Source organism: Thioalkalivibrio sp. ALJ4, assembly GCF_000377225.1.
Classification (GTDB): domain Bacteria; phylum Pseudomonadota; class Gammaproteobacteria; order Ectothiorhodospirales; family Ectothiorhodospiraceae; genus Thioalkalivibrio.
Genome location: NZ_KB897917.1, coordinates 539,934 through 565,392 on the forward strand (window position 1 = coordinate 539,934; position 25,459 = coordinate 565,392).

29 protein-coding genes are annotated in these 25,459 nt (G+C 68.4%); 12 read left to right on the forward strand and 17 right to left on the reverse strand.

The window, feature by feature from the left end:
• The first annotated feature begins 115 nt into the window (after positions 1-115).
• The 3 genes from C936_RS0102550 to C936_RS14990 all read left to right on the forward strand — a co-directional run bounded on the left by C936_RS0102550 (position 116) and on the right by C936_RS14990 (position 1,252).
• Positions 116-466, forward strand: coding sequence for a hypothetical protein (locus tag C936_RS0102550; RefSeq protein WP_018139795.1), 351 nt, complete (start codon positions 116-118; stop codon positions 464-466).
• Positions 467-482: 16 nt separating this feature from the next.
• Positions 483-995 carry a peptidylprolyl isomerase gene (locus C936_RS0102555; protein WP_018139796.1) on the forward strand — a complete coding sequence of 171 codons (513 nt, stop codon included), beginning with the start codon at positions 483-485 and terminating at the stop codon, positions 993-995.
• Between the two features lie 92 nt (positions 996-1,087).
• Positions 1,088-1,252: a hypothetical protein gene (locus tag C936_RS14990; protein ID WP_018139797.1), complete on the forward strand. Its 165-nt coding sequence runs from the start codon at positions 1,088-1,090 to the stop codon at positions 1,250-1,252.
• Between the two features lie 141 nt (positions 1,253-1,393).
• Here the strand turns inward: C936_RS14990 and C936_RS0102565 are convergent, their stop codons facing one another.
• Together C936_RS0102565 and C936_RS0102570 are read right to left on the reverse strand one after the other, a co-directional pair.
• Positions 1,394-2,821: an AmpG family muropeptide MFS transporter gene (locus tag C936_RS0102565; RefSeq protein WP_018649155.1), complete on the reverse strand. Its 1,428-nt coding sequence runs from the start codon at positions 2,819-2,821 to the stop codon at positions 1,394-1,396.
• A 21-nt stretch (positions 2,822-2,842) separates the two neighbouring features.
• The gene (locus C936_RS0102570) at positions 2,843-3,616 is read right to left on the reverse strand and encodes an exodeoxyribonuclease III (RefSeq protein WP_018862862.1); all 774 of its coding nucleotides are present in this window, start codon (positions 3,614-3,616) and stop codon (positions 2,843-2,845) included.
• A gap of 103 nt (positions 3,617-3,719) precedes the next feature.
• Between C936_RS0102570 and pyrE the strand changes: the two genes are divergently transcribed.
• Positions 3,720-4,355 carry an orotate phosphoribosyltransferase gene (gene pyrE / locus C936_RS0102575; RefSeq protein ID WP_018649156.1) on the forward strand — a complete coding sequence of 212 codons (636 nt, stop codon included), beginning with the start codon at positions 3,720-3,722 and terminating at the stop codon, positions 4,353-4,355.
• Positions 4,356-4,360: 5 nt separating this feature from the next.
• Here the strand turns inward: pyrE and C936_RS0102580 are convergent, their stop codons facing one another.
• The 3 genes from C936_RS0102580 to C936_RS0102590 form a co-directional block, all read right to left on the reverse strand.
• Entirely contained in the window at positions 4,361-5,377 is a 1,017-nt protein-coding gene (locus tag C936_RS0102580; protein WP_038038491.1) for a LysM domain-containing protein, read from the reverse strand.
• A gap of 2 nt (positions 5,378-5,379) precedes the next feature.
• Positions 5,380-6,210 carry a PP2C family serine/threonine-protein phosphatase gene (locus tag C936_RS0102585; protein ID WP_018139802.1) on the reverse strand — a complete coding sequence of 277 codons (831 nt, stop codon included), beginning with the start codon at positions 6,208-6,210 and terminating at the stop codon, positions 5,380-5,382.
• Positions 6,211-6,285: 75 nt separating this feature from the next.
• Positions 6,286-7,236, reverse strand: coding sequence for a PDC sensor domain-containing protein (locus C936_RS0102590; protein ID WP_018139803.1), 951 nt, complete (start codon positions 7,234-7,236; stop codon positions 6,286-6,288).
• Positions 7,237-7,372: 136 nt separating this feature from the next.
• Between C936_RS0102590 and C936_RS0102595 the strand changes: the two genes are divergently transcribed.
• Positions 7,373-7,876, forward strand: a complete 504-nt coding sequence (locus C936_RS0102595; RefSeq protein ID WP_018175104.1) for a GNAT family N-acetyltransferase — start codon at positions 7,373-7,375, stop codon at positions 7,874-7,876.
• 18 nt (positions 7,877-7,894) lie between these two features.
• Here C936_RS0102595 and C936_RS0102600 read toward each other — a convergent pair whose 3' ends face one another.
• From C936_RS0102600 to C936_RS0102625, 6 genes are all read right to left on the reverse strand, one after another.
• The gene (locus C936_RS0102600) at positions 7,895-8,107 is read right to left on the reverse strand and encodes a hypothetical protein (protein WP_018649158.1); all 213 of its coding nucleotides are present in this window, start codon (positions 8,105-8,107) and stop codon (positions 7,895-7,897) included.
• 114 nt (positions 8,108-8,221) lie between these two features.
• The gene (gene hypE / locus C936_RS0102605; RefSeq protein ID WP_018649159.1) at positions 8,222-9,226 is read right to left on the reverse strand and encodes a hydrogenase expression/formation protein HypE; all 1,005 of its coding nucleotides are present in this window, start codon (positions 9,224-9,226) and stop codon (positions 8,222-8,224) included.
• Positions 9,223-10,311: a hydrogenase formation protein HypD gene (gene hypD, locus C936_RS0102610; protein ID WP_018649160.1), complete on the reverse strand. Its 1,089-nt coding sequence runs from the start codon at positions 10,309-10,311 to the stop codon at positions 9,223-9,225. The genes hypE and hypD overlap by 4 nt, the downstream gene beginning before the upstream one ends.
• Positions 10,308-10,562, reverse strand: a complete 255-nt coding sequence (locus tag C936_RS0102615; protein ID WP_018139808.1) for a HypC/HybG/HupF family hydrogenase formation chaperone — start codon at positions 10,560-10,562, stop codon at positions 10,308-10,310. The genes hypD and C936_RS0102615 overlap by 4 nt, the downstream gene beginning before the upstream one ends.
• Positions 10,563-10,565: 3 nt before the next feature.
• Positions 10,566-12,881, reverse strand: coding sequence for a carbamoyltransferase HypF (gene hypF, locus C936_RS0102620; protein ID WP_018862863.1), 2,316 nt, complete (start codon positions 12,879-12,881; stop codon positions 10,566-10,568).
• The gene (locus tag C936_RS0102625) at positions 12,878-13,138 is read right to left on the reverse strand and encodes a hydrogenase maturation nickel metallochaperone HypA (RefSeq protein ID WP_018175110.1); all 261 of its coding nucleotides are present in this window, start codon (positions 13,136-13,138) and stop codon (positions 12,878-12,880) included. Before C936_RS0102625 ends, hypF begins: the two co-directional genes overlap by 4 nt.
• Before the next feature lie 202 nt (positions 13,139-13,340).
• On the opposite strand from C936_RS0102625, the gene C936_RS0102630 reads away from it, so the two are divergent.
• The 6 genes from C936_RS0102630 (at position 13,341) to C936_RS0102655 (ending at position 19,120) form a co-directional block, all read left to right on the forward strand.
• The gene (locus C936_RS0102630) at positions 13,341-13,661 is read left to right on the forward strand and encodes a hypothetical protein (RefSeq protein WP_018175111.1); all 321 of its coding nucleotides are present in this window, start codon (positions 13,341-13,343) and stop codon (positions 13,659-13,661) included.
• A 136-nt stretch (positions 13,662-13,797) separates the two neighbouring features.
• A complete protein-coding gene (locus C936_RS0102635; protein WP_018175112.1) occupies positions 13,798-14,484 on the forward strand; it encodes a M15 family metallopeptidase in 687 nt (228 codons plus the stop codon).
• Positions 14,485-14,636: 152 nt separating this feature from the next.
• On the forward strand, positions 14,637-15,539 hold the full coding sequence (locus C936_RS0102640; RefSeq protein WP_018649162.1) for a DMT family transporter: 903 nt from the start codon (positions 14,637-14,639) through the stop codon (positions 15,537-15,539).
• Positions 15,540-15,714: 175 nt separating this feature from the next.
• On the forward strand, positions 15,715-17,064 hold the full coding sequence (gene gdhA, locus C936_RS0102645) for an NADP-specific glutamate dehydrogenase (protein WP_018175114.1): 1,350 nt from the start codon (positions 15,715-15,717) through the stop codon (positions 17,062-17,064).
• A gap of 270 nt (positions 17,065-17,334) precedes the next feature.
• Positions 17,335-17,751: a CBS domain-containing protein gene (locus tag C936_RS0102650; protein WP_018139814.1), complete on the forward strand. Its 417-nt coding sequence runs from the start codon at positions 17,335-17,337 to the stop codon at positions 17,749-17,751.
• 358 nt (positions 17,752-18,109) lie between these two features.
• Positions 18,110-19,120 carry an MBL fold metallo-hydrolase gene (locus tag C936_RS0102655; RefSeq protein ID WP_018649163.1) on the forward strand — a complete coding sequence of 337 codons (1,011 nt, stop codon included), beginning with the start codon at positions 18,110-18,112 and terminating at the stop codon, positions 19,118-19,120.
• A gap of 120 nt (positions 19,121-19,240) precedes the next feature.
• Here C936_RS0102655 and C936_RS0102660 read toward each other — a convergent pair whose 3' ends face one another.
• From C936_RS0102660 to C936_RS0102685, 6 genes are read right to left on the reverse strand one after another with little or no spacing between them, the layout of a single operon-like run.
• Positions 19,241-19,747 (reverse strand): hydrogenase maturation protease, encoded by a 507-nt coding sequence (locus tag C936_RS0102660; protein WP_018139816.1) that lies wholly within the window; start codon positions 19,745-19,747, stop codon positions 19,241-19,243.
• Between the two features lie 8 nt (positions 19,748-19,755).
• Positions 19,756-21,054, reverse strand: coding sequence for a Ni/Fe hydrogenase subunit alpha (locus tag C936_RS0102665; protein WP_018649164.1), 1,299 nt, complete (start codon positions 21,052-21,054; stop codon positions 19,756-19,758).
• On the reverse strand, positions 21,051-21,839 hold the full coding sequence (locus tag C936_RS0102670; RefSeq protein ID WP_018139818.1) for an oxidoreductase: 789 nt from the start codon (positions 21,837-21,839) through the stop codon (positions 21,051-21,053). The genes C936_RS0102665 and C936_RS0102670 overlap by 4 nt, the downstream gene beginning before the upstream one ends.
• On the reverse strand, positions 21,836-22,711 hold the full coding sequence (locus tag C936_RS0102675) for an FAD/NAD(P)-binding protein (RefSeq protein WP_018649165.1): 876 nt from the start codon (positions 22,709-22,711) through the stop codon (positions 21,836-21,838). The genes C936_RS0102670 and C936_RS0102675 overlap by 4 nt, the downstream gene beginning before the upstream one ends.
• Positions 22,701-23,174 carry a cyclic nucleotide-binding domain-containing protein gene (locus C936_RS0102680; protein WP_018139820.1) on the reverse strand — a complete coding sequence of 158 codons (474 nt, stop codon included), beginning with the start codon at positions 23,172-23,174 and terminating at the stop codon, positions 22,701-22,703. Before C936_RS0102680 ends, C936_RS0102675 begins: the two co-directional genes overlap by 11 nt.
• The gene (locus tag C936_RS0102685; RefSeq protein ID WP_018649166.1) at positions 23,171-24,283 is read right to left on the reverse strand and encodes a sulfite reductase subunit A; all 1,113 of its coding nucleotides are present in this window, start codon (positions 24,281-24,283) and stop codon (positions 23,171-23,173) included. The genes C936_RS0102680 and C936_RS0102685 overlap by 4 nt, the downstream gene beginning before the upstream one ends.
• Before the next feature lie 159 nt (positions 24,284-24,442).
• On the opposite strand from C936_RS0102685, the gene C936_RS0102690 reads away from it, so the two are divergent.
• On the forward strand, positions 24,443-25,438 hold the full coding sequence (locus C936_RS0102690; protein WP_018649167.1) for a 2-hydroxyacid dehydrogenase: 996 nt from the start codon (positions 24,443-24,445) through the stop codon (positions 25,436-25,438).
• Positions 25,439-25,459: the final 21 nt, after the last annotated feature.

Sequence of the window (25,459 nt, forward strand, 5' to 3'; positions counted from 1 at the left end):
CTGGCAAGCAGCGATGGCCAACGCGTTCGCGCGTTGGTCTTCTCTTTCAACCGTCACCCCCGGGGGTTTCAACATGACCAGTGCAGCTGAAGCACAGCCAATGCCGGAGACCTCGATGAACATCATCGATCACTCCGACGAGGAGATCCTGGAGATCGCCCATCCCATGTGGAGCGATCTGATCAAGTACTCGAACAAGGGCCAGTACGGCAAGTTCGTCCGCCGGTTCTCCTACCACCTGCTGTTCGGCCTTAACGAGGTCGAGGTGGGCAAGCAGTTCGCCCAGAGCGAGCTGACCCGCAACCTGAAAGATGACTGGGATTACCTCGGCATCATTCGCCGCGGCGAACATGTCACGGTCCTGTATCGGGTGCGCAGCACGAAGAAAGAAGGGGAGTGGCTCGGCCGCATGGTCCTCGGCTACGAGGAAGGCGAAGTGCGAATCTTCGGTGCGTCCATTTTCTAAGACAGCGGGACTTTGAATGACAGATGTAATCAAGGACAACAAGTACGTCGAGCTGAATTACCAGGTCATCGACGAGAAATCCGGCCAGGTCCTGACCGAGGTGGAGTTCCCCCTGGGATACGTGCACGGCGTCAATGAGGTCCTGTCGCCCAAGGTGATGGGCGAGCTTGAGGGCAAGGCGCAGGGCGAAACCATCGAGGTCCCCATCGATTGCAATGCGCTGTACGGCCCGCGCGACGAGTCCCTGGTGATCACGGAAGCGATCGAAAACGTGCCGGAGGAGTACCGCGAGCTCGGTACGGCGATCCTGATGGAAAACGATCGTGGCCAGACCAAGAATTTTCTGGTTACGCGGCTCGACGACAAGACGATCACCATTGATGGCAATAACCCGCTGTGTGGTCGGCAGGTGATTTTCAAACTGAATGTGTTGTTGGTGCGTGATGCCACTGCGGACGAAATCGAGCATGGTGGCAAGGTGGAGTCGGGCCCGGAAATCGACAGCGGACGAGCGGTGCCCATCGAGTGATGGGGCCGGTTTGCCCGGCCTTTCAGTATGTCTGGGGAGCGAGACGTTAATGTCCCATCCCCTCTTTTTCATCGAAGCGAGGTGAATGAACCATGAGCCAGGATACCGAGAAGAAACACCCGCAGGTCCCGGACGGCAAGTCCCGTTACCTGGTGACCCGCCAGATGCCGCCCAACGAAAAGGGCTTCGTCGGTTACGAGACGATCTGGGAGTCTTTCCAGAAAGAGGCGGAATACCAGACGCCGAAGCGCCCCTGAAGCCGGGAGTAGTCGATAGCCGCCCCTTCGAGACCGGGGGCGCTGCCCTGCCGTCCGCTCGCGATGTTTATCGCCGGCGGACGTTTTTGTTTTGGTAGGCCCCGGACGGACGGGCCGACGTTCGGAACCCGGGCCCGCCTCTTACGAGGGGGCGCGTTCCGCTCCCTCCGGCGGCGCCTGCAACTCCGACGGTCGGCCCGGCTGGGCCATGCGGTCCGGATTGGCCCAGCGCATCAGGGCGAGGGCCAGCAGGATGGTGGGGATGCCAATGAGCGCGGAGCTGGCAAAGAACCAGAACCAGCCCAGGTGCTCGGCGAATACGCCGGTAAATCCGGCCAGGAACTGACCCGGGAGGGTCATGATCGAGCTGAACAGGGCGTACTGGGTCGCGGTGTAGGCCGAGTTGGTCAGGCTGGAGAGATAGGCGATGAACACCGAGATCGCCATCCCGCCGGAGAGATTGTCGGCCATGATTGCGAACACCAGACCGTAGGTTTCCGGGCCCAGGGTCGCCAGCCAGGAGAAGGTCAGGTTGGTAGCCGGCGCCAGGATGGCGGTGGCGATCAGCATGCGCATGATCCCGAAACGCACGACCAGCAGTCCGCCCAGGGCGGCCCCCGTCAGCGTCATCGCCAGCCCGAAGGCCGCGGCGATGTTGGCGATCTCGTCCTTGGTGAAGCCCAGGTCGAGATAGAACGGGTTGGCCATCACCCCCATGAAGATGTCGCTGATGCGGAAGATCGCGATGAACGCGATCACCAGCAGGGCGATTCGTCCGAAGCGCTGCCAGAACTCCACGAACGGGCATACCACTGCGCCGATGAACCAGGCCTTGAAGTCCCGCCAGAGGCCGGTGTCGGCGGTGTTGTTGATGTAATGCACCACGCGTTCTTCGAGCCGGGCGGTCTGCGCGTCGCGGGTGGCCACCTCGGGTTCGCGCACGATCAGGGTGCATACGACCCCGACCAGCATCAGCGCCGCCATCGCCATATAGGACAGGCTCCAGCTGCCGGCGGCCGCAATATGCAGCGCCCCCGCCCCGGCCGTCAGCAATGCCACGCGATAGCCAAAGACATAGGCTGCGGCCATCGCGCCCTGGCGCTCCTGGCTGACCGCCTCGATGCGGTAGGCGTCGATCGCGATGTCCTGGGTCGCGGCACCAAAGGCGGTCAGTACCGCCCAGACCGCGACCAGCCAGAGCTGTTCGGTGGGGTCGGTAAAGGCGATTCCGAACAGCCCCAGCATGATGGTCGCCTGCGCCGCCAGCATCCAGGCCCGCCGTCGCCCGAAGATCCGGGTCAGCAGCGGTAGCCGCATCCGGTCCACGATGGGAGCCCACAGCACCTTGATGCTGTAGGCCATGCCCACCCAGGAGAGGAAACCGATGGAGGCCAGTTCGACCCCGAGGTCGCGCAGCCAGGCGGTGAAGGTGCCGCCGGTCAGCAGTAGCGGGAGTCCGGCGGCAAAACCGAGGAACAGCATGCCCACCACCCGCGGGTGGCGGTAGACGGCCAGCGCCTCGCGCCAGTCGCGGTTTGGCCGGTTCTGCGACTCGGCAGCCGTGCTCACGAAGAGGCCCGCGAACGACGATCAGGGGGTGTAGTCATAGTCGATCCAGAACGGGGCGTGATCGGAGTAGCGGTCGTCCGTATGGATGTACGGGGCCCGCGCGGTCTCCGCGATGCCGGGGGTGGCAATCTGGTAGTCGATGCGCCAGCCCACGTTCTTCGCCCAGGCCTGGCCGCGATTGGACCACCAGGTGTACTGCTCGGGTCGGTCGTCCAGCCGCCGGAATACATCCACCATCCCGATCTCGTCGAACAGGTGATCCAGCCAGGCCCGCTCCTCGGGCAGGAAGCCCGAGTTCTTCTGATTGGATTTCCAGTTGCGCAGGTCGATCTCCTTGTGGGCGATGTTCCAGTCGCCGCAGATCACCCACTCGCGCCCGTCCTGCATGCGCTCCGCCAGCCAGGGCCGGAAGAAGTCCAGAAACCGCCACTTCGAATCCTGCCGGTGGTCCCCCGAGGAACCCGAGGGCAGGTAGAGCGACACCACGGACAGGTCCCCGAAGCGCATCTCCACGTAGCGGCCCTCGTTGTCCGCCTCCTCGAAGCCAATGCGCGTGATCACCTCGTCCGGCTGACGCCGGCTGTACAGGGCCACGCCACTGTAGCCGGGCTTGACCGCATCCACATAGGCGCAGTGGTAGCCGGGGGGATGGAAAGGCTCGCCCTGAATCTGGTGAATCTGGGCCTTGGTCTCCTGGATGCAGACCACGTCGGCCTCGGTCGTCGGGAGCCAGTCGAAGAAGCCCTTTCGGGCGGCGGCACGGATGCCGTTGGCGTTCATCGAGAGTATGCGCATGGCCGGGAACGATACCGGCGCGCGCGCGTGCAGGAAAGGGCTGGCATGATGAATCCAGCCCCGCCTGTGTCAGAATACGGCGTTTTCCGACCGGAGCCCCACGATGACCGCCCATGCCTTTCTCGACTATGCCCTGGAACGCGATGTCCTGCGCTTTGGCGAGTTCACACTGAAGTCGGGGCGGGTAAGCCCGTATTTCTTCAATGCCGGCCTGTTCAATCGGGGCTCCGATCTCGTACGCCTGGGCGAGTTCTATGCACAGGCGATCGTCGATTCCGGTGTCGCCTTCGACCTGGTGTTTGGCCCGGCGTACAAGGGCATCCCGCTGGCCGCGGCCGTCACCGAGGCGCTGTACCGCGACCACGAGATGGATCGCCCCTGGGCCTTCAACCGCAAGGAGGCCAAGGACCATGGCGAGGGCGGCAACATCGTGGGGGCGCCGCTGGCCGGGCGCGTTCTGATCGTGGACGACGTGATCACCGCCGGCACTGCCATCCGTGAATCGGTGGAGCTGATCCGCGCGGCGGGCGCCACGCCGGTGGCGGTAGCCATTGCCCTGGATCGCGAAGAGCGCGGCCGCGGCGAGCGTTCGGCAATCCAGGAGGTCGAGAACGAGCTGGGCCTGGAGGTCGTGCGCGTGGCTCGGCTGGGAGACTTGGTGCAGATGCTGGAGCAGACCGGCCGCGCCCCCGAACACCTCGAGGCCCTGCGCGCCTACCGCGCCGAATACGGGGTCTGACCGGCTCAGGAGGCGCCTTCTTCCGAGCGTCCCAGCCGTTCCAGGCGGCGCTGCAGTTCCAGGGCCCGCAGGCGGTATCCGCGAGCGGCCTCGAACTCGGGGTCCAGCTCCAGCGCCTTGTCCCACAGGGCAATCGCCTCGTCCAGGTCCTGGTTGCGATAACGCTGGATGGCGGCCGAATGCAGCTCGTCCTTGCGCTGTTCGCGCAGTTCCTCGCGCGCCTCCCGGGCCTTGGCGCGCCCGGAGTCGGCCTCCAACGCCCGGTCGTAGGCGGCCAGCGCGGCCTCGGGGTCACCCGCATCCCGTGCCGCGTGCCCGCGCTGCTCCCAGTAGCGGCCGTCCACCGCGCGTTCCAGCTCGTCGAGTCGTTGCCCCCGAAGGCCATTGCCGGCCTGTGCGCGCGCCTGCCGGACACCGTCGCGCGCCTCTCCGTAACGCCCCGCCTCCAGGTCGGCCTCGATCGCGCGCAGGTAGGCCTCTTCGTCGTCCCGTCCCCCAAGGGCCGCCAATTGCTCGTCGAGCCTCTCCGCATTGGCGGCGGGGGCCTCGCGCGCGGCGGTCTCCGGTATGCGCAGGCGCTGGCCGGCCAGTAGCCGCGATGGGCGCTCGATGTCGTTGTAACGCGCGAGGATCAGGAAGCGATTGGCATCGCCCAGGTACTGCCGGGCCAGCTGGCCCAGTGTCTCGCCCGGCTCTACCGTATGCGTAAAGTAGGCCGAGCCCAGTTCCTCGCGCGGGTCCGCATCCAGCTGCGCGCGCAGGCTGCGCGCGACCCGGTGACCGGACTCGCCCTCCAGGAATCGGTCCAGCGCCGGGTCCGCCCGTTCGATGTCCCCTTCCTGCAGGGCCTCGATGATCTCCGCGATGGTCAGGTCTTCCGCCGCCACGGGGCCTTCTGCAGAGGCCTCTTCGGACACCTCGGGCGCCTCGGTGGCCGGTTCATCTCCTTCGACTCCCAGCATTGCACAGCCGGTCAGCAGGGCGACGAGGGGCAATGCTGCCCCGACAGCAAGACGCGTCATGTTCAGTCCAGAGGCCAGAAGAGGATTGCAAGGACGGCGAGCAGGAGCAGGGCCCCCAGCAGTAGCGGCCGGATGGCGGCACGCAGGTGGCGCCGAGCCGGGGTGGTCATGGCCTGTGCACGCCAGGCGGCGATGGCCACATTGTCGCCATGCACGCCGCCGCGCTGTGCCGCGCGGGCGGCCGTCTGCGTACAGGCGGCCTGAAGATCCGGCTGACTCATCCATTGAGCACTTTCCTCGGGGTCCAGCTGTTCCCAGTACCCATCGGAGCACAGCAGGAAGCGGCTATCGGGCGTTAGCGAGGCCTCGCCATGTTTCACCCGGATCGGATCGACCACGCCCAGGGCCTGCAGGAGCTGGTTCTGTTCCGGGTGGGTTGCCATGTCTTCTTCGCGGATCTCGCCGGCATCCGCCAGCGCCTGCACCCGCGTGTGGTCCCGCGTGCGGGCGATCAGGCGCTCCCCCTCGAAGTGATACAGACGGCTGTCGCCGCAGTGGGCCCACCAGGCCCGCTCCGGCCCGACATACAGCGCCACCAGCGTGGTCCCGGATTGTTCGCCGGGTGCCGCGCCGGGGTTGTGCAGGGCGGCCTGGGCCTCGCGAAAGAGGCGCTCCAGGAGTGCCGCCGGGTCCTCCGGGCGACCGTCGCAGTCGTGCCACAGGCGCTCGGCGGTGGCGATGGCCATCCGGGCTGCCTGAGCGCCGTCCGCGTGCCCGCCCATGCCGTCCGCGACGACCAGCAACGCGCACCGGGTATTCGGGCAGGTCCATACACCGGCTGCGTCCTGCTGCTCGCGCCGCCCGCCGATTTCCTTGGCTACCGCGGTCTCCATCCCCTGTCCCCGCACCTGGCTCCGAGACCATCATGGCCCAGGCGACGGGTCGCTGTCAGCGCGAGAGGGCGTTTCCTACCCGGTGGCGCCGATCCAGAAGTCGATGGAGCGGCCGAGGAAGTCGTCCCAGGTCATGTAGTGGGAGCCGTCGCAGGAGAAAGTCAGGCTGACCATGCCGTTGAACAGGTTCACCGAGGCCGAGCGCAGGTAGATGGTCTCGTCGGCAAAGCGCAGGGCCTTGAGCCCTTCGAGCACGCGGCCCACGGACTCTTTCGGGATCAGCGCTTCCTCCGGGTAAGGCTCGTGGGGAAAGGCGAGGCAGACATCGGGGTCGGCCAGGGATTCATGGGTCAGGATGCGGTAGCGGTAGGGGTCCTCCGTAGTCCAGAGCGTCGCCCGCGAGCTGGAGAAGTGGAACACGCCCTGGAATACGCCGCGCTCGGTGAACAGCTCTTCCAGGATGGCCAGCGCGGTGTCGATGTGCTGGTCCATCAGGCTCTCGGTGCGGCTCTGCAGGAACAGGGTACCGCGGATGGACGGGTCGCCCTTGATCTGGCGCCACTCGTTCGGTTCCTCGTAGAGATCCTCCGACAGATCCGGCAGGTTGCGCAGGTCGAAATCCGCGCCGAGGAACCCGAGCGCCGTGCCGTTCTCGTCGCGCACCAGCTGTAGCGAGGTGAGCGAAGGGCGGCGTCCGAGCAGGCTGATGTAGGCCTCCGACAGCAGGAAGCCCTCGGCTGGCACCGCCTCCTTCATGTAGGGGCGCTGCGAGCGGTCGCGACCGAAATGCTCCGGCAGCACGCCGCTGCGCGAGATGTTGTCGGATAGCTGGATGCCCTCGGTGTTCAGGGCATAGACAAACGTGGCTTCCGGGATCTGCCGGATCGCCTCTTCCAGGATCGAATCCAGTGCCTCGCGTCGCGGCCAGGCCTTGCTTATACGGGCTGCGATTTCGGCCAGCGGCTCCTGTAGCCGGGCTTCCAGATATTCGCGCTGGTGCTCGATGGCTTTTTTCAGTTCCGTCATGGTGCGCTGTCGTCTCTTTTCGGTGCGGCGTGATTATCTCTGATCGCACATGTCGCTGTCGTGAAGCCCTCGGCATGGGGCACTCCTGACCCCTCTCGTGGTCCCAGCAGGAACCGTGCCGAATAAGGGGTGTCCGATGGCCGCCAGCGTTGTCCAGAGTTCGGGCCTGCGCCCCGCCTGCCGTGAGGACCTGGGGGCGATCAATCAGCTGGTCGCCGAGGCGATCGAGGACTGGCCCTTGCCGGAGCGGGTACGCCGGCTGGCACTGCCGGCCTATCGCTACACCGAGGCCGATCTGATGTTCCTGGACGCCGTCGTGCGGGAGGAGGCCGGACAGGTGGTCGGTGTGGCGACCTGGGAATCGGTAGGTGCCCGCGACCTGCCCGAGGGCGTGACGGCGGGTCTGTTGCTGCACGGCCTGTACGTGGCCCGCACCGCCCGTGGTACGGGTGTCGGACGGCAACTGGTAGTGGCCTGCCAGGAGGCCGCCCGCGCTGCGGATGTAGACGGTGTGCTGGTCAAGGCGCAGACGTCGGCGGCCGGCTTTTTCGCCCGGGTCGGCTTCCAGTCGGTGCCGGTACGGGACCGGGACCGGGACTTCGAGCAGCGCTACTGGTGGCCGCTCGAAGCCGGCGCATGAACGCGCGGGGCGCCTGGATCAGTCCTGGCGGTTGTCACGGCTTCGGCGGCGCAGCCACCAGCCGACAATGCCCCCGCCGACCATAGCGAGCAATACCAGTCCTGCCACATGTTCCGGGGCGCTCAGGTAGTGCAGCAGAGAGGAGCCGTCGCCATGGCCGTGCCCCGGGTGGGCGAGGGCGGGGCTGCTGGCGAGCGCGAGGAATGCGGGAATCAACGGGCGCATCGACATCGTGGGTTCCTCCTGACTGAACCGTGAGTTTCACCATAACGTCCGGCGGGCGCCGCCGTCATGCCCGTCATCCCGTGTCTCTGTCAGACTCCATCGGGCGGTTTCAGTGGTCCCTCAGCAGATGCGGGGCAACTGCTCGCCGGCTGGCAGGATCACCCGGCGTTCCACGCCGGTCGCGAGGCGTCGGATGACCGCGGGCTCGCCCGCCTCGGCCTGGCCGATGGCGACGGCACCGGCCGTCTCCGGTCGTGATCGCAGTACGCTCAGGGCGTGTTCGGCCGCGGGTTCCGGCACGGCGGCCAGGAAGCGGCCCTCCGAGGCGCTGTGCAGCGGGTCCAGCCCGAGGATCTCGCAGGCCCCGCGCACGTCCTCGCGCACCGGGATGGCTGCGTCGTCCAGCACCAGGCGGCAGCCGGAGGCGTCCGCCAGTTCCTGCAGCGCAGCCACTGTGCCGCCGCGGGTGGGGTCGCGCAGGGCATGCACGGGCACGTCGGCTGCCAGCAGCGCGGCCACTGCCCCGGCGACCGGGGCGCTGTCGCTGGGGATCGGCGGGTCCAGCCCCAGATCCTCGCGCGCGGCCAGGATGGCGACGCCATGCCGGCCCAGATCGCCGCTGGCCAGCAGCACGTCTCCCGGCCGTATCGCATCCGGTGCGATCCGCACCCCCTCCGGCACGACGCCCACGCCGCTGGTGTTGAGATAGGCCCCGTCGCCGCGTCCGGCCTCGACTACCTTGGTGTCGCCGGCCACCACCTGCACACCACATTCTTCGGCAGCCGCGCTTACGGAGGCGAGGATGCGCCGCAGATCCTCCACTGGGAGCCCCTCCTCGAGGACCAGGCCCAGCATCAGCCACAAAGGCCGTGCGCCGGCCATTGCCAGGTCGTTGACCGTGCCGTGTACCGCGAGGCGGCCGATGTTGCCGCCGGGGAAGAACAGCGGCCGCACCACGAAGCTGTCGGTGGTCAGGGCCAGGCGTCCGTCCGGTGCATCGAGCACGGCGGCATCGGGGGCGCCGCGGGCCGGGGTGCCCAGCGCCGGCAGGATCACCTCGTCCAGCAACTTCGACTGCAGCCGGCCGCCGCCCCCATGCGCGAGGCGGACCACCTCCGTGGTCATGCCCCGCCCCGGTAGTGCAGATAGGCGGCGCAGGCCCCTTCGGAGGACACCATCGGTGCGCCCAGCGGGGTGTCCGGGGTGCACTCGCGGCCGAAGGCGGGGCAGTCGGTCGGCCGACGCAGCCCGCGCAGGACCTCGCCAGCAATGCAGGGGCCGTCCTCGTCGGTCGCGGGGGAGGCGATCCCGAAACGCGCGACGGCATCGAAGCGGGCGTAGGCCGGGCGCAGGCCCAGCCCGCTGGTGGGCAGGCGGCCCATGCCGCGCCACTCGCGTTCCACCGGCTCGAATACGCGGGCGACCGCATCGCGGGCGGCCGCGTTGCCGTCATCGCGGGCGGCCCGGTCGTAGCGGTTCTCGACCCGGGCCTCGTCGCGTTCCAGCTGCTCCACACAGGCCCGGATCCCGGCCAGCAGGTCCACCGGCTCGAAGCCCGTCACCACGATGGGCACCCGGAAACGTTCGGCCATCGCCTGATAGGCCGCGGCCCCCTCCACGGTGCAGACATGCCCGGCGGCCAGAAAGCCCTGGATGCGGTGGGCCGGGTCCGTCAGCAGGGCCTCCATCGCCGGCGGCACCAGCGAGTGCGAGACCAGCAGCGACAGGTTGGACAGCCCCAGGGCCTCGGCCTGCAGTACCGTGATCGCGGCGGCCGGGGCGGTGGTCTCGAAGCCCACCGCCAGCAGCACCACCTCGCGCTGCGGGTGTTCGCGCGCCAGGGCGACCGCATCCAGCGGCGAGTAGATCACGCGCACGTCCCCGCCGGCCGCGCGCGCGGCGTTCAGGTCGCCCAGCGCACCGGGCACGCGCAGCATATCGCCGAAGGTGCACAGCATCACCTCCCGGCGGCGGGTCAGCAGTACGGCCTGGTCCAGGGTCTCGGTCGGGGTCACGCAGACCGGGCAGCCGGGCCCGTGGAGCAGCTCGACCGAGCCCGCCAGCAGGTCGTCCAGCCCGTGGCGCAGGATCGCGTGGGTCTGGCCGCCGCAGACCTCCATCAGCGTCCAGCGCCGGGTGCAGGCCGCGCGGATCGCCTCCGCCTGCTGCAGGATCAGCGCCGGGTCGCGGTATTCGTCCAGGTGCCTCACGGGCCCTCCGGGGTGGGCGGCTCGTGTTCGGGGATCGCGCGCAGCGCCGCCAGGGTGCGTTCGGCCGCGGCCTCGTCGATGGTGGCGATCGCGATGCCGGCATGCACCAGCACGTAGTCGCCGGGCCCGGCCTCCGGGGTGCAGGCGAGCGACACCGTGCGCGCAACCCCGCCGAATCGGACCTGCGCCTGGCGGAACAGCGGGTCGTCGCCCTCCACCGCGTCGATAAGGCCGGGGATCGCAAGGCACATGGGTCAGTCTCCTCCTTCCGGTCGGGCCGGGTGTGCGGCGTGGCGCGCGACCACCGCCTGGCCCAGCGCCAGTCCGCCATCGTTGGGCGGCACGGCCCGTGGCCACAGCGGGCGAAAGCCGGCGTCGCACAGGGCCGCCACGCAGCATTGCAGTAGATGCCGATTCTGGAAGCATCCGCCGGTCAATGCCACGGTCTCGCGCCCGCCCGCCCGGGCAGCCGCGACCGCGAACCGCGCCAGTGCGCTATGCAGCCGTGCGGCGATCGCCCCGGGGGTGGCACCGGCCGCCTGCGCGGCCAGCAGGGCGGCGATCAGCGGGGCCCAGTCCGCCTGCCAGGGCATGGCGTTATCCAGCACCAGATCCGGGGCATCCGCTGCTCTCGGTGAGGCCTCCGCCGCCTGCTGCACGAGCATCGCGGCCTGCCCCTCGAAGCCGGCACCGGTGCGCAGCCCGGTCAGGGCCGCCACCGCATCGAACAGACGCCCGACGCTGCTGGTCCAGGGCGCGTTGACCCCGCGATCCAGGGCGCGGAGCAGCGGTGGCCACTCGGCATCGCCAAACAGCGCCCGGGCCGGGCTGGCCGCCAGGGCCGCCGTATCGCCCGCGAAGTGTGCATGCAGCAGCCCCAGCAGCGCGCGTCGCGGCTCGCGGATCGCGGCCTCGCCCCCCGGCAGGCGGAACGGGCGCAGGTGGCCCAGGCGCTGCCAGTCACCATCGGCGTCCACGGTCAGGCACTCGCCCCCCCACAGTGCCCCGTCCGTGCCCAGCCCCGCGCCGTCCCAGACCAGCGCCAGGACCGGGTCCTGCACCCCGTGCTCGGCCAGACAGGCCGCGGCATGGGCGTGGTGGTGCTGCACGGGGAAGACCGGCACGCCCGGGCGCTCGGCGAGTGTGGTAGAGGCATAGTCCGGGTGCCGGTCGCAGGTGATGCGCTCGATCTGCACGCCGCAGAGCCCGGCCAACGCGCGGGCCTCGGTGTCGAGGCGGCGCAGGGCCGAATCGCTGTCGAGGTCGCCGACATGGGCGCCGACCACGACCTCGCGGTTCAGGGCCAGCGCCGGTGCACTCTTGAGATGGCCGCCCAGCGCCAGCGTGACCGGGCCGGGCAGCGACAATGGGATGCGCAGTGGCATGGCTCCACGCCCCAGGCGCAGACACTGCGGCTGCCCGGCCGCGATCTGGAACACGCTGTCGTCCAGCGGCCGCGCAATCGGCCGGTCGTGGTCGAGGATGGCATCCGCGATCGCGCCCAGCCGGGCCACCGCCCCCTCGCCGTCGATACAAAGCGGTTCGCCGCTGCGGTTGCCGGAGGTGCAGACCAGCGGGGTGCCCAGCGCGTCCAGCAGCAGCTGATGGAGGGGTGTAGCGGCCCGCATCAGGCCGAGGCGGTTCAGCCCCGGGGAAATGTTGCCGGCCAGCGGCGCGCCAATCTTGCGATCCACCAGCACAATCGGGGCCTCCGGGCTGTCCAGCAGCGCCCGTTCCACATCGGATACATGGGCCAGATGTTCCAGCCAGTCGCCGTCCGGCAGCAGTACCGCCAGCGGCTTTTCCGGGCGCTGCTTGCGCGCGCGCAGGCGGGCGATGGCCTCCTCGCGGGTGGCGTCTGCCAGCAACTGGAACCCGCCCGGGCCCTTCAGGGCCAGGATCTGCCCCGCGCGCAGGGCCGCCACAGCGGCATCCAGTGCCGCATCACCGGTGGCGTGTTCGGTACCGTCCGGCGCGCGCAGCACGAGCCGGGGCCCGCAGTCCGGGCAGGCCATCGCCTCGGCATGGAAGCGCCGATCCCCGGGGTTCCCGAACTCCCCCCGACAGGCCGGGCACAGCGGGAAATTGCGAAGGGTGGTGCGAGCACGATCCCAGGGCAGTGCCGTGGCGATGCTCCAGCGCGGGCCGCAGGCCGTGCAGGCGGTGAACGGATAGCGATAGCGCCGCGCCGTCGGATCGCGGATCTCGGCCAGGCAGTCGGGACAGGGGGCGCGGTCCGGGGCCAGGGCGGGGGCACCGCCCCGGCTCGGCCCTGCGGTGACCCGGAAGCCGGCCGCTCCGGTGGGGCTTACGGGGCCGACGGAAATGCCATCGACGTGCGCGGCTGCCGGCGCCTCTTGCACCAGCGCCGCGCGAAACGCATCCAGGCTGGCCGCGTCGCCCTCGGCCTCGATCACCACGCCCTCGGGCGTGTTGCCGACCGTGCCGGCCAGGGACAGACGCCGCGCCAGCGCCGCGACGAACGGCCGGAACCCCACGCCCTGCACCCGGCCGGTGACGACCAGGCGCCAGCGCTCCCGCGCTGGGCTAAGTGTCGCGGGCGTGTTCACGCCACGTCCAGGCTCCGCAGCAGGATCTGTTGCGCCTCGGGGTGGGTCTCGTCGTCGGAGGCCTCCACCTCCAGCTCCGCGCCCTCGGCCAGCGTGCCACGGGTGCCGTCCTCGAAGTGCTCGCGGAAGTGTTCCGGCGTGATATGCGACAGCGCGCCCAGCCACACCCGCACCCGGGTCACCCGCTCGGCGTTGTTGTCCGCCGCCACCTGTTCGATCTTGCGCATCAGGTCGGCCATCAACGAAAACTCGTGCATCTCGACTCCTTGGATTTGGTGCGCCAGTGCAGTCGGTGTCGGTCTCCCAGCTTCCTCCAACCCGGGGGTGCGCTCAACCGCACAGGCGCGGATGTTTCCTGGGCCTGGATTTTCGCTGCCCCGCATGGCGTCTCTGGTGCGGTTGCCGGTCCTGCGCGAGGCTGTGCATCCAAGTGACAGACCCCATCCGCCGGAGACGACCATGCATATCCACCTTGACACCCCGGACCTGATGACCCGCGTGCGCCTCGAATCCCGCTGGCGTTCGGCCGGGGCCACGGTCACCAGTGGCGATGGGGCCGAGCGCCCCGATCTGGTGGTGATCGATCTGGCGGCCCGCGACGTGGACACCGTGGCCACCTGGCGCGAACGCTGTCCCGATGCCGCCATCCTGGCCTTCGGCCCGCACGTGGAAGGCGCGATGCTCAAGGTCGCCCGCCAGGCGGGCGCCGACGAGGTCGTCGTTCGCGGCAAGGTTGCCGATCGCGTGAGCCGCCGAATCGAAGGCTCCGGGTCGTCGTAACGGTGCCGCCGTCTGAGCGGGCTCGGTACACGCTCCGAGTAAGGACAGGGCGAGCGCTAGACACGTGGGGCGGTTGTGTCATGGTCTGGGCGGCGTATGCTGGCCTAGGGGAAAAGGGAGGGCGTGCATGCGCTTAATGAGTCTGTGGCTGGCCGGTCTGGCCCTGGTCTTGCCGATCGCCGCCAGCGCGGATGAGTCATGGCCGCCGGGATTCGTGGCGGCCAGCGACGTGGTGCCGGGGGTGGTCGAGGAGATCCGCTATTACGGCGAAGACAACTTCGTCGGCGAGCCCATTGACGGCTACGAGGCGCCGGTTTGCATCCTAACCGTCCCCGCTGCCGAGGCGCTGGCCGGGGTGCAGGAACGCCTGGAACCATTTGGCCTCGGGATCAAGGTGTTTGACTGTTATCGCCCCCAGCAGGCGGTGGACCATTTCGTGCGCTGGGCGGCGGATCCGGACGCAACGGAGATGCAGGAGCGCTATTACCCGAACGTGCCCAAGGACGAGCTGTTCGAGCGCGGCTATATCGCGGAGCAGTCCACCCATTCGCGCGGCTCCACGGTCGATGTCACCCTCGTTGATCGCGAAACCGGCAGCGAGCTGGACATGGGGACCGGGTTCGACCGCTTCAGCCCGCGCTCCTGGCCGGACGCGGCCGACGTCACACCACAGCAGCGCGCGAACCGCGTCCTGCTGCAGCGCCTGATGGTGGAAGCGGGCTTCGAGCCCTACGCCCAGGAGTGGTGGCATTTCACGCTGGCCAACGAGCCCTTCCCCGAGACCTGGTTCGATTTCCCCGTGGCTCACCCGCCCCGCGACTGACGGGGCGATTGGCGAAGACGCCGAGACGCCCTGCAACATAGGACGTTCTTTGTGAACCGCGGACCGATCCCTTCGTCCCGGTCCTTCATCAATCGCGGCCATGCCCCGACGCGCTGATGGCCTGTTGCGTACAACAAGAAAGGAAACGATTAATGGGCCTGGGTGTGGGACTGGTGGTGTTGGCAGCCTTCTTCTGGGGGCTGTCCGGCGGGATCGGCGGCATCCTGATGGCCGAGGGCTGGGACGCCTTCGTGGTCTCGTTCTACCGCGGCGCCATCGGCCTGCTGTTCGTGCTGATCTGGCTCGCCTGGCGTCCGGGTGGCAGTGGGCTGGGTAGCGGCAAGATGTGGTTCTGGTCGGCCGTGGCCGGGCTGGGCGTGGCCGGCAACTTCGCGTTCTACTTCCTCAGCATCGCGCATGGCAGTGTGGCGGTCGCGGCCACGCTGATGTATTGCGCCCCTGTGTTTGTCTACATCATCTCCTTCGCCCTGAAGCTAGAGACCCCCACCACACTCAAGCTGGTGGCCATCGCGATGGTCATGGTCGGCATCGTCCTGCTCACCCAGATCTACGACACCGGAGCCGGCGGCGTGACGCTCATCGGTGCCGGTGCCGGCCTGCTGGCGGGCCTGTCCTACGCGATCTTCATTTTTGGCTTCAAGTACGCGGGCCAGCATGGCAGCCCGCAGGCGATCCTTACGATTGCCTTCGGCGTGCTGGTGATCCTGCTGATGCTGCCGGGCGACAACACGCAGATGGCCGCAGTCCTGACTACCACGGACTGGCCGCTGTTCGCCGCGCTGGGCGTGTTTGGAGCGGGCCTGTCGTTCGCGTTCTACATCAACGGGCTCCGGACGACCGCGCCCGCCGTGGCCTCTATCGTGGCGATGATCGAGCCGGTCACCGCCACGCTGTTCGGGGTCGTGATCCTGCACGAAAGCCTGGCAATCGTTCAGATCATCGGGATGGCCCTCATCCTCGTCACGGTCACCGCCCTCAGCGTCTCCTCCCGCGCGACCCCGCCCGCGCCCGAACGGGACCGCGTCTCGGAGTGAGTCCGCTTCCGCGCCCCACGGGCGCCTCCAGGGTTCCCGCAGACGCCCATCGGCCCGAGAGTCGGTCAAGCGGGTGGCGCGACAGCCGCGCAGCCCCGGCATGGGGCGGTCGGGATTGTTTTCCTGCTGCTCCGCGCCTAAATTCGCGTGAATCTGACCATCAGGATACGACCCAATGAACGGAAGTCTCGACGAGAAGCTTGAACCCATTTATCAGGAAGTCCTGCACCGCAACCCGGGCGAGACGGAGTTCCACCAGTCGGTACACGGCGTGCTGGATACGCTGGGCCCGGTCCTGGTGAAGTACCCGGAATTCGCCGAGCTGAAGATCATTCAGCGGATCTGCGAGCCCGAGCGCCAGATCATCTTTCGTGTCCCCTGGCAGGACGACCGCGGCGAGCTGCACATCAATCGTGCGTTCCGCGTGCAGTTCAACAGTGCCCTGGGGCCGTACAAGGGAGGCATTCGTTTTCACCCGTCGGTATACCTGGGGATCATCAAGTTTCTGGGCTTCTCGCAGGTGTTCAAGAATGCCCTGTCCGGACTGCCGATCGGTGGCGGCAAGGGTGGCAGCGACTTCGACCCCAAGGGCCGCTCCGACGCGGAGATCATGCGCTTTTGCCAGAGCCTGATGACCGAGATGTACCGCCACCTGGGCGAATACACAGACGTCCCCGCGGGCGACATCGGTGTGGGCCAGCGCGAGGTTGGCTACATGTTCGGGCAGTACAAGCGCCTGACCAACCGCTTCGAGTCCGGCGTATTCACCGGCAAGGGTCTGGACTGGGGCGGCAGCCGTGCTCGCACCGAGGCCACCGGCTACGGGGCCGTATTCTTCACCGAGGACATGCTCAAGGCCCGCAATGACTCGCTGGACGGCAAACGCATGGTGATCTCCGGGGCCGGCAACGTGGCCATCTATGCGACCCAGAAGGCCCAGCAACTGGGCGCCCGGGTGGTTGCCTGTTCCGACTCGCGTGGGGTGCTGCTCGATGAGAACGGTCTGGACCTGGAGCTGGTCCGCCAGATCAAGGAACGCGAGCGTGGCCCGATCAGTGCTTATGCCGAGCGCAAGAAGAGCGCGAAGTACACCGAGAACGGCTGTATCTGGGATATCCCCTGCGAAGTGGCCCTGCCCTGTGCCACGCAGAACGAACTGACCGGCAAGAATGCCAAGACGCTGGTCGAGAACGGCTGCATTGCGGTGGCCGAGGGCGCCAACATGCCGGTCACGCCGGAGGGCATCCAGACCTTCCGCGAGGCCGGAATCGCCTTCGGGCCCGGCAAGGCGGCCAACGCCGGCGGTGTGGCCACCAGCGCCTTGGAGATGCAGCAAAACGCCAGCCGGGATTCGTGGACCTTCGAACACACCGAGGCCCGCCTGCAGGAGATCATGTCCAACATCCACCGGACCTGCCACGAGACGGCCGAGGAGTACGGCGCACCCGGCAACTACACGGTGGGTGCCAACATTGCCGGTTTCGTCAAGGTGGCGCGCGCCATGGAGGCGCTGGGTCACATCTGAGCCAGGGAATGCCAGTACCGCCCGGGGCTTCACGCCGCGGAGTCCTGGTGCGGTCGTGAGGGGTGCGCCGAGCCGTCCGAGCGGGCACGCGCGATTAATTCAGTGTCTCCCCCGGGTCCGTCCTCGGTCGAATGGCTGTGGGCTTCTCAATCGACCTCGTCGTTCGGAGCCCATTCCTCCGCTTCGCCCGCATGATGAAATTATTCGCCTGGCCAGTGCCCTAAGCCTTGGCTATACAAGAGTAATTACTCATACAGCGAGGTCAGGGCCATGGACATCAAATCAGCCATGCACCGCGGAGTGGAGTGGTGCGCTCCGGATACGTCCATCATCGAAATCGCAAAGCTCCTGCGCGAGAAGGATATTGGCGCAGTCCCGATTGGCGAGAACGATCGCCTGATCGGCATGCTGACCGATCGTGACATCGTCTGCCGTGGCATCGCCGAGGGCAAAGAGATGGCGTCCCTAACGGCGCGTGATGTCATGACAGCGGGGGTCATCTACTGCTTCGAGGACGATGACCTCGAACACGCCGTACACCTTATGGAAGAGCGCCAGATCCGCCGTCTGCCGGTTATGAACAAGGACAAGCGGATGGTGGGCATGCTGTCCCTCGGAGACATTTCCCACTCGGCCACCCACGAGCTTTGCGGCGAGTTTGCGGCTGCGGTTTCCGCACACCATTAGGGAAACCTGGGGTGCCAACCCCACAAGCCATTGCCAGCAGGCGCCCGGCCGCCCGTTGTTGACGAAAACGGGCGCGCCCGATGCTGCGGTTCCGTTGTGCTGGCGGATCCTCTTGGGCTACCGCCTGCCAGGCCCGTGAGCCCGGGTCCGGCCTCTCGTTCGCAGGGCATCGTGGAGCCCCATTGCAACGCCGAAACCGCGCCTCCAAGCGCCTGAACGTCGTCGTGGCTGTGCATTCTCGTCCCCGTTCAGCCGGTTGCCGAACTCCAACCCCGGTTCGTCCGGTTAGCGGTTCCTGCGACACTGGAGCAAAAGGCCCCGAAGGCCATGTCGGGGCCATTCGCGAGGGGGTTCGCTGGTGACGCCACTGTTCCACCCCCATCTGGTCAACGGACCCTGCGGCGACCCGGCGCTCTATATCGACTGCCTGTTCCAGCGCCGCGCGCTGTTGTTCGACCTTGGCGAGATGAGTCGCCTGCCTCCGCGCCGGGTCCTGCGCCTGTCGGACGTGTTCGTCTCGCATGCCCATATGGACCATTTCATCGGCTTCGACACCCTGTTACGGCTGCTACTGGGCCGCGATGCGCACCTGCGGCTGTACGGACCGCCGGGTCTGATCGAACGTGCCGGCCACCACCTGCAGGGTTACACCTGGAATCTGCTGCACCACTACGCGACCGAACTGGTGTTCGAGGTAACCGAGTTCGGCGCCGATGGTCGCCATGCCCGCGCACGGTTTCGTTCCGGCGACAGCTTTCGCCGCGAGGATGCCACTCCGCCGGCACCCGACGATGGCGTACTGCTCGACGAACCCGGCTTCCGCATCCGTGCGGCATACCTGGATCACGGCATCCCCTGTCTCGGTTTTGTGCTGGAGGAGAAGACCCACATCAACGTCTGGCGCAACCGACTCGAGGCCCTCGGCCTGCCGACCGGTCCGTGGCTCGCGCACCTGAAGCGCCTGGTGCGGGAGGAGGCGGCGGACGACACCCTGGTGGAGGTCGCCTGGCACGACCGCCACGGCGAGCACCGGCGCGAACTCCCGCTCGGGCGCCTGCGCCGGGAGGTACTGCAAGAGACTCGCGGGCAGAAGATCGCCTACGTGACCGATGTCGCCTTCCACGAGGCCAACCGCCGCGCCATTGTGGAACTGGCCCGGGACGCGGACCTGTTCTACATCGAGGCCCCGTTCCTCCACGCCGCGGGACAGCGTGCCGCCACCACGGCCCATCTGACCGCGCGTCAGGCGGGTCAGCTGGCCCGCGAGGCCGGTGCGCGGCGGGTCATCCCGTTCCACTTCTCCCCTCGCCACAGCGGCGATGAATCCCTGCTGGAGGCCGAAATCCTCGCCGCGTTCGAGGGACGCTGACAGCGCCCCGGGCTCCAGACTGTCGCCGGCAGGTCACCTTGACCCGCCATTTGGCCACCATAGCCGGCCCTCCAAGGTCCTGAGCGGTCTCCATATCGCGTCTTTCGCCAGCACGTTCAATCAGTTCGAGTGCTGTGACCCTGCTCTGTTGGTGCACGGAGGTTGCCCGTGCATGGCCGCCGCGAGGTCGTCGGTGATTCGGGAGACGGCTGAGGCAATGGACTCGCGGACCTCGTGCGAGAGATCGGCGGCGTCCTTGAGGTACGTCGGTTCGATGCCGTGGACGATGAGGGTGTCCGGAAGCTCGCCCAGGGAGCGGGCCAATTCGACGGCCTCGGCGAGGCCGATGCCGTGGGAGGAGTAGCGGGCGCCGCGCGGCAGCGGCTCGCGGGCGTCCAGGCGGTGGAGTGTGCCGGGGGCGGCGCCGGTGACGATGGCGTCCACGAGGATCACCGGATCATGGCCCTGCCACAGCTCCATCAGTTCGGCGGGTTCGCCGTGGCTTTTCGCGGTGGCGAGGCCCGGGGTGTCGACCAGCGCGTCCACCACCGCGTGGCCGATGCCGTCGTCGCCGCGCCAGGGGTTGCCGATGCCGATGACCAGCGGCCCCTTGTGCGCGCGATCCATGCCCCCGCTCACTGGCGCTCGACGGTGAGGTCGAGGAAGTGGGTGGCGCAGGAGATGCAGGGGTCGTAGTTGCGGATGGCGACCTCGCAGTGGTGGCGCAGTTCGTCGTCCGGCAGGTGGAGGTGGGTCTGCACCAGTTCGCGCAGGTCGGCCTCGATGGTGGGCTGGTTGACCGAGGTGGGCGGGACGATCTTGGCGTCGGTGATGATGCCTGCGTCGTCGATGCGGTAGCGGTGGTAGCAGATGCCGCGCGGGGCCTCGGTGGCGCCGAAGCCGGTGCCGGCGCGCGGGGTGACCGGCAGCGCGGGTTGGGCCGGTGCGGCCCGGTAGCCGTCGACCAGACGCAGGGCCTCCTCGAAGGCGAGCACGATCTCGAGCATGCGCACCTGGATGCTGCGAAACGGGTTGCGGCAGGCCGCGCCCAGCCCGGCGCGCCCGGCCAGTTCGGCGGCGCGCGGGGTAAGACGTTCGCGGTTCAGCGCGAAGCGCGCCAGCGGGCCCATGAACACCGGTTCGCCACTGTCGGAGCGGTGGCTGTGCAGGGCGTTGGAGTGGGCCACGTGCTCCTCGGTGAAGACGTCGTCGTAGTCGCGGATGACGGCGTCCAGACCACTGCTCGAGCCGAACCGGCCGTGGGTGATCGGGTATTCGTCCGGGTGTACCAGCGAAACGAACTCGTAGTCGCGCTCCAGGTTCGGGTAGTCGAGGGTGGCGAGGAATTCGGCGACCTCGCCGGCAGCCTCCAGGCCCCAGGCGAGTTCGTCGCGCAGGCCGCGTACCTCGTCCGGGGTCGGGGTGCGGTAAAAGCCGCCCACCCGCAGGTTGACCGGGTGGATCTCGCGCCCGCCCAAAAGGCGCAGGATGGAGTTGCCGATCTTCTTGATGCGCAGGCCGTTGCGCACCATGTCGGGGTGGTCCTTCGCGGCGGTGACCGCGTCGGGATAGCCAAGGAAGTCCGGCAGGTGGAGCATGAACACATGCAGGGCGTGGCTCTCGATCCATTCGCCGCAGTAGGCCAGCCGGCGCAGGTCCTGCAGCACGCCGTCCACGGTCACGCCGCAGACGTCCTCCATCGCCAGCGAGGCGCCCAGCTGGTAGGCGATCGGGCAGATGCCGCAGATGCGCGCGGTGATGTCCGGGGCCTCGCGGAAGTCGCGCCCGCGCAGGAAGCCCTCGAAGAAGCGCGGGGCCTCGAAGATCGACAGCTTCACCTCCTCCACGCGGTCGCCCTCGGTGCGCACGTACATCGCGCCCTCGCCCTCCACGCGGGCGAGGTAGTCGACTTCGATGGTGCGGGTCTCGCTCATGGTCCGTTTCCTGATTCTTCGCGCTCGCTCTCCTCGCGGAAGGCGTCGGCGCCGGCATTGAAGGTGCGGTAGAAGCGCACGCGGGTGGCGCGCTCCATGCCGAGGGCCTCCAGCTGCCCGGACAGGCCGGGCGCGTTCGGGGTCTCCTTGGGGCCAAAGCAGCCGTAGCAGCCGCGGTGACAGCCGGGGCACAGCGCGCCGCAACCGGCGTGGGTGACCGGGCCGAGGCACGGCGTGCCGTGGGCGACCATCACGCAGACCTGCCCCGCCCGCTTGCACTCCTCGCAGACGCTGGCGCTGGAGACCTGCGGGCGGCGGCCGTAGAGGAACGCGCTGATGACCTCCAGCAGCTGGTACTTGTCGATCGGGCAGCCGCGCAGTTCGAAGTCCACCGGCACGTGCTGGCTGATCGCATCCGAGGTGGCCAGGGTCTCGATGTATTCCGGGTGGGCGTAGACCTGGCGGGTAAATTCCTCGACGTCCGCGAAATTGCGCAGGGCCTGGATGCCGCCGGTGGTGGCGCAGGCGCCGATGGTCACCAGGAACTTCGAGGCCCGGCGGATCTCGCGGATCTCCTTGGCCGCCTCCGGCGTGGTGATCGAGCCCTCCACCAGCGTCAGGTCCCAGGGCCCGTCGATGCGAGTGCGCGTGGCCTCGGGAAAGTGTGCGAGCTGAATCCGGTCGGTCACCGCCAGCAGCTCGTCCTCGCAGTCGAGCAGCGAGAGTTGGCAGCCATCGCAGGAGGCGAACTTGAACACCGCCAGGGTGGGTTGTTCCCGTCTCATAGCTCGCGTATCCGGAAGGCCGGCTCCATCACCGGGTAGGGAAACACGGGTCCGTCGCGGCAGACGAACTGCGACCCGATCTGGCAGTGCCCGCAAAAGCCCACCGCACAGCGCATGTTGCGCTCCATGGAGACAAAGATGTCTTCCGGCTTCAGCCCGCGGCGCTCCAGCGCGGCGGCGGCGAAGCGCATCATCACCTCCGGGCCGCAGGTCATCGCCAGCGTGTTGCGGCGGTCGAAGCCGCCGCGATCAACGAGCTGGGTGACCACGCCAACATCGCCGCGCCATGCGGCGGTGCCGCGGTCTACGGTAATGCGCAGGTCGAGATCGTCGCGCGCGGCCCAGGCATCCAGCTCGTCGCGGAAGATCATGTCCCCCGGGGCACGCGCGCCGTAGCAGACCACCACCCGGCCGAAGTCCGCGCGCCGTTCGAGCGCCGCATGGATCACCGGCCGCAGCGGGGCCAGACCGATGCCGCCGGCAACCAGCACCAGGTCGCGGCCTCGGGCCTGCTCCACCGGCCACGCGGTACCGAACGGGCCGCGCAGGCCGACCACCGCGCCAGGCCCCAGATCCTGCATCGTGCGGGTCACGCTACCCACCGCGCGGGTGGTGTGCACGATGCCGCCGTCCGCGGTGATCGCGGACACCGAGATCGGCACCTCGCCCACGCCGAACAGGTAGAGCATGTTGAACTGCCCGGGGGTCGGCAGCGGCCCCGGCTCCACCCCCGGTTCGGGGTACAGCGTCCAGCTGAACACCTCGTTGCTGGCGACATCCGGCCGCACCGAACGGATGCGCCAGGGCTGCGGCGCCATCGCCTGTTCCGGCAGGGCGCTGTCGGTGCGGGGCTGCAGGGTCTCAGGTGCCATGCCCGGGCCCTCCGTGGCTGTAGATGTCCAGCGCCTGCAATCGCGCGGCCTGCAGCCGCTGCACGATCAGCGCGGAGAAGTGTTTCATCAGCATGTAGCCGAAGGCCGGATCGGCCTCCATGTGTTCGCGCAGCACGCCGGCATCAAAGCGCAGGGTATGCAGCTCGGTCAGGGCGCGGGCGTCGTAACTGGCACGATACGGCGGCAGCAGCCACGACCAGCCGAGGATGTCCCCGGGCCCCAGGGTCTGAAAGGTCACGCAGCCTTCGCGCAGCGGGCTCTCCAGCGCGACCTGGCCCTCGCGGATCAGCCAGAAGGTCTCCGTCGGCTCGTGGTCGCGCATCAGCCGCGTGTCCGCCGGGTAGCTGAGCTTCGCGGCGCAGGCCGCCAGCAGGCGCAGATGCATCGGGTCGAAGTCCTCGAAGAACGGCTGCTGTTCGAGGATGGCCAGCAGTTCCTTCATGGCGAGTCCCCCGCATCACGGCGCACCGCGGTCACCTCCTCGGTGATGTCGATCCCCACCGGGCACCAGGTGATGCAGCGTCCGCAGCCGACGCAGCCGGAAGTGCCGAACTGGTCGTGCCAGGTGGCCAGCTTGTGGGTGATCCACTGGCGGTAGCGCGCGGCCACCGAGTCGCGGTGCGGCCCGCCGACCAGGTGCGAGTGCTCCTGGTTGAAACAGGAATCCCAGCGCCGCACGCGCTCGGTGCGCTGGCCCTCCAGATCGGGCACCTCCTCGACCTGCGAGCAGAAGCAGGTGGGGCAGACCAGCGTACAGTTGGAGCAGGACAGGCAGCGCTCGGCCGTCTCCTCCCAGCGCGGGTGCTCGAAGGCCCGGTTCAGCACCTCGCGCGCGTCGCCCGGCATCTGCCGGCCCATCTTGTCTGGGGCCTCGGCCCAGACGCGTTCGGCCGCCGCCTGTTCGGCAGCGCTGGCGGGGCGCGGTTCCAGCCGCTCGAACATCGCGCGTCCCGCCTCGCTCCCGGCCTCGACGACCAGGAAGTGCGTGGCGCCGTCGATCACCTCGGTCAGGGCCAGGTCGAAGCCCTCCCGCGCGCGCGGCCCGGTGTCCATCGAGGCGCAGAAGCAGGTGCCGCCGGGCTCGGCGCAGTGGGCCGCGACCATGAACACGTCCCGACGCCGCGCCGCATAGCCGCGATCCTGCACCACCTGGCCGAGGAACACCCGGTCCTGCACGCCGATCGCCGCCAGCTCGCAGGCACGCATGCCGATGAACGCGCGCCGGGGCGGTGCCGGCTCGCCCGGCTCGGTCACGAAGCTGCCGTCCGGCTGACGGGTCAGCCGGAACAGGGTCTCCTCGGGCGGGAACAGGTGCTTCTTCCAGGAGTGCGGCCCGACCACATAGCCGAACAGGGCCGCGTCGTCACGCGCGCGCAGGCGGTAGTGGCCGGGGGCGTGCTCGTCGGTCCAGCCCGCCGGCAGGTCGTCGAGACCGTGCACGCGATCGTAGACGATCGCCCCGTCGCGCCGCGTCGGACCCACCACCTCGTAGCCGTCGCCGGCCAGCAGGCGGATCAGCGTATCCACGACTTGTGGTGCGATCACGTGCATGGGTCATCCTCGAACGCTCGCCGCAACCTGCATCGACCTTCGTTCGATGGGCGACCGTGGCTGAAATTATAGTGCGCCAACCCTGGATCGTGATCCATCCCGAAGGGGCCCCTTCCCGGTTATGCTGGGACGGAATCCAGACAACACCCGGGAGAACCGATGAAGGTCGCCGTCTTTAGTATCCAGCAGCATGATCGCGAGTCCCTGGTACCCGCTCTGGTGTCCGCCGGAATGGTGCCGGTGGTGTACGCCGAGCGCCTGACTGCGGAGACGGTGCACCTGGCGCGGGGCGCGGATGCGGTCTGCGTGTTCACCAACGACGACCTGCACCGGCGGGTGATCGACGGGCTGGCGGACCAGGGTGTCCATGTGGTGGCGCTGCGCTGCTCCGGCTACGACAACCTGGATGTCGCGCGGGCCCGCGAGCGCGGGGTGCGCGTGGGGCGGGTGCCGGCCTACTCGCCGAACGCGATCGCGGAGCATGCGGTCGCCCTGCTGATGACCCTGAACCGTCAGGTGCACCGGGCCTGGGACCGGACTCGGCGCGGCGATTTTCGCCTTGACCACCTGACAGGCTTCGATCTCGTCGGGCGCACCGTGGGGGTGGTCGGCACTGGACGCATCGGCCAGGCCTTCGCGCGGATCATGCTCGGCTTTGGCTGCCGCGTCCTCGCGCACGACCCCTACCCGAATGCGGAACTGCAGGCGGCGGGGGTGGAGTATCGGGACCTGGATACGCTGCTGGCCGAGTCCTGGGTGCTGAGCCTGAGCTGTCCGATGACGCCGGAGAACCGGCACATGATCAATGCCGACACCCTGGCGCGGATGCCGCGCGGGGCCTTTCTGATCAATACCGCGCGCGGGGCGCTGGTGGATACCAATGCCGCCGAGGTCGCGCTGGACTCGGGTCAGCTGGGCGGATTTGCGCTGGACGTCTACGAGGCCGAGGCGGGGCTGTTCTTCCACGACTGGTCGCTGGCCGGTCTGCCGGACCGGCGTCTGGCGCGGCTGATGCAGCGCGACGATGTGCTGGTCACCGGCCACCAGGCATTCCTGACCCACGAGGCGCTTACCAACATCGCCGACACCACCGTGGCCAACCTGACCACCCTGCACCGGGATCCGGACGCGCAACTCGAAGGCCGCGTCGTCTGATAGCGTCATGACTTCCCCCGG

Bases quoted from the DNA above. Each gene is read 5' to 3' on its own strand.
- C936_RS0102550 (WP_018139795.1), top strand. From the start codon at position 116: ATGAACATCATCGATCACTCCGACGAGGAGATCCTGGAGATCGCCCAT.
- C936_RS0102555 (WP_018139796.1), top strand. From the start codon at position 483: ATGACAGATGTAATCAAGGACAACAAGTACGTCGAGCTGAATTACCAG.
- C936_RS14990 (WP_018139797.1), top strand. From the start codon at position 1,088: ATGAGCCAGGATACCGAGAAGAAACACCCGCAGGTCCCGGACGGCAAG.
- C936_RS0102570 (WP_018862862.1), bottom strand. From the start codon at position 3,616: ATGCGCATACTCTCGATGAACGCCAACGGCATCCGTGCCGCCGCCCGA.
- pyrE (WP_018649156.1), top strand. From the start codon at position 3,720: ATGACCGCCCATGCCTTTCTCGACTATGCCCTGGAACGCGATGTCCTG.
- C936_RS0102580 (WP_038038491.1), bottom strand. From the start codon at position 5,377: ATGACGCGTCTTGCTGTCGGGGCAGCATTGCCCCTCGTCGCCCTGCTG.
- C936_RS0102585 (WP_018139802.1), bottom strand. From the start codon at position 6,210: ATGGAGACCGCGGTAGCCAAGGAAATCGGCGGGCGGCGCGAGCAGCAG.
- C936_RS0102590 (WP_018139803.1), bottom strand. From the start codon at position 7,236: ATGACGGAACTGAAAAAAGCCATCGAGCACCAGCGCGAATATCTGGAA.
- C936_RS0102595 (WP_018175104.1), top strand. From the start codon at position 7,373: ATGGCCGCCAGCGTTGTCCAGAGTTCGGGCCTGCGCCCCGCCTGCCGT.
- C936_RS0102600 (WP_018649158.1), bottom strand. From the start codon at position 8,107: ATGTCGATGCGCCCGTTGATTCCCGCATTCCTCGCGCTCGCCAGCAGC.
- hypE (WP_018649159.1), bottom strand. From the start codon at position 9,226: ATGACCACGGAGGTGGTCCGCCTCGCGCATGGGGGCGGCGGCCGGCTG.
- C936_RS0102615 (WP_018139808.1), bottom strand. From the start codon at position 10,562: ATGTGCCTTGCGATCCCCGGCCTTATCGACGCGGTGGAGGGCGACGAC.
- C936_RS0102625 (WP_018175110.1), bottom strand. From the start codon at position 13,138: ATGCACGAGTTTTCGTTGATGGCCGACCTGATGCGCAAGATCGAACAG.
- C936_RS0102630 (WP_018175111.1), top strand. From the start codon at position 13,341: ATGCATATCCACCTTGACACCCCGGACCTGATGACCCGCGTGCGCCTC.
- C936_RS0102635 (WP_018175112.1), top strand. From the start codon at position 13,798: ATGAGTCTGTGGCTGGCCGGTCTGGCCCTGGTCTTGCCGATCGCCGCC.
- C936_RS0102640 (WP_018649162.1), top strand. From the start codon at position 14,637: ATGGGCCTGGGTGTGGGACTGGTGGTGTTGGCAGCCTTCTTCTGGGGG.
- gdhA (WP_018175114.1), top strand. From the start codon at position 15,715: ATGAACGGAAGTCTCGACGAGAAGCTTGAACCCATTTATCAGGAAGTC.
- C936_RS0102650 (WP_018139814.1), top strand. From the start codon at position 17,335: ATGGACATCAAATCAGCCATGCACCGCGGAGTGGAGTGGTGCGCTCCG.
- C936_RS0102660 (WP_018139816.1), bottom strand. From the start codon at position 19,747: ATGGATCGCGCGCACAAGGGGCCGCTGGTCATCGGCATCGGCAACCCC.
- C936_RS0102665 (WP_018649164.1), bottom strand. From the start codon at position 21,054: ATGAGCGAGACCCGCACCATCGAAGTCGACTACCTCGCCCGCGTGGAG.
- C936_RS0102670 (WP_018139818.1), bottom strand. From the start codon at position 21,839: ATGAGACGGGAACAACCCACCCTGGCGGTGTTCAAGTTCGCCTCCTGC.
- C936_RS0102675 (WP_018649165.1), bottom strand. From the start codon at position 22,711: ATGGCACCTGAGACCCTGCAGCCCCGCACCGACAGCGCCCTGCCGGAA.
- C936_RS0102680 (WP_018139820.1), bottom strand. From the start codon at position 23,174: ATGAAGGAACTGCTGGCCATCCTCGAACAGCAGCCGTTCTTCGAGGAC.
- C936_RS0102685 (WP_018649166.1), bottom strand. From the start codon at position 24,283: ATGCACGTGATCGCACCACAAGTCGTGGATACGCTGATCCGCCTGCTG.
- C936_RS0102690 (WP_018649167.1), top strand. From the start codon at position 24,443: ATGAAGGTCGCCGTCTTTAGTATCCAGCAGCATGATCGCGAGTCCCTG.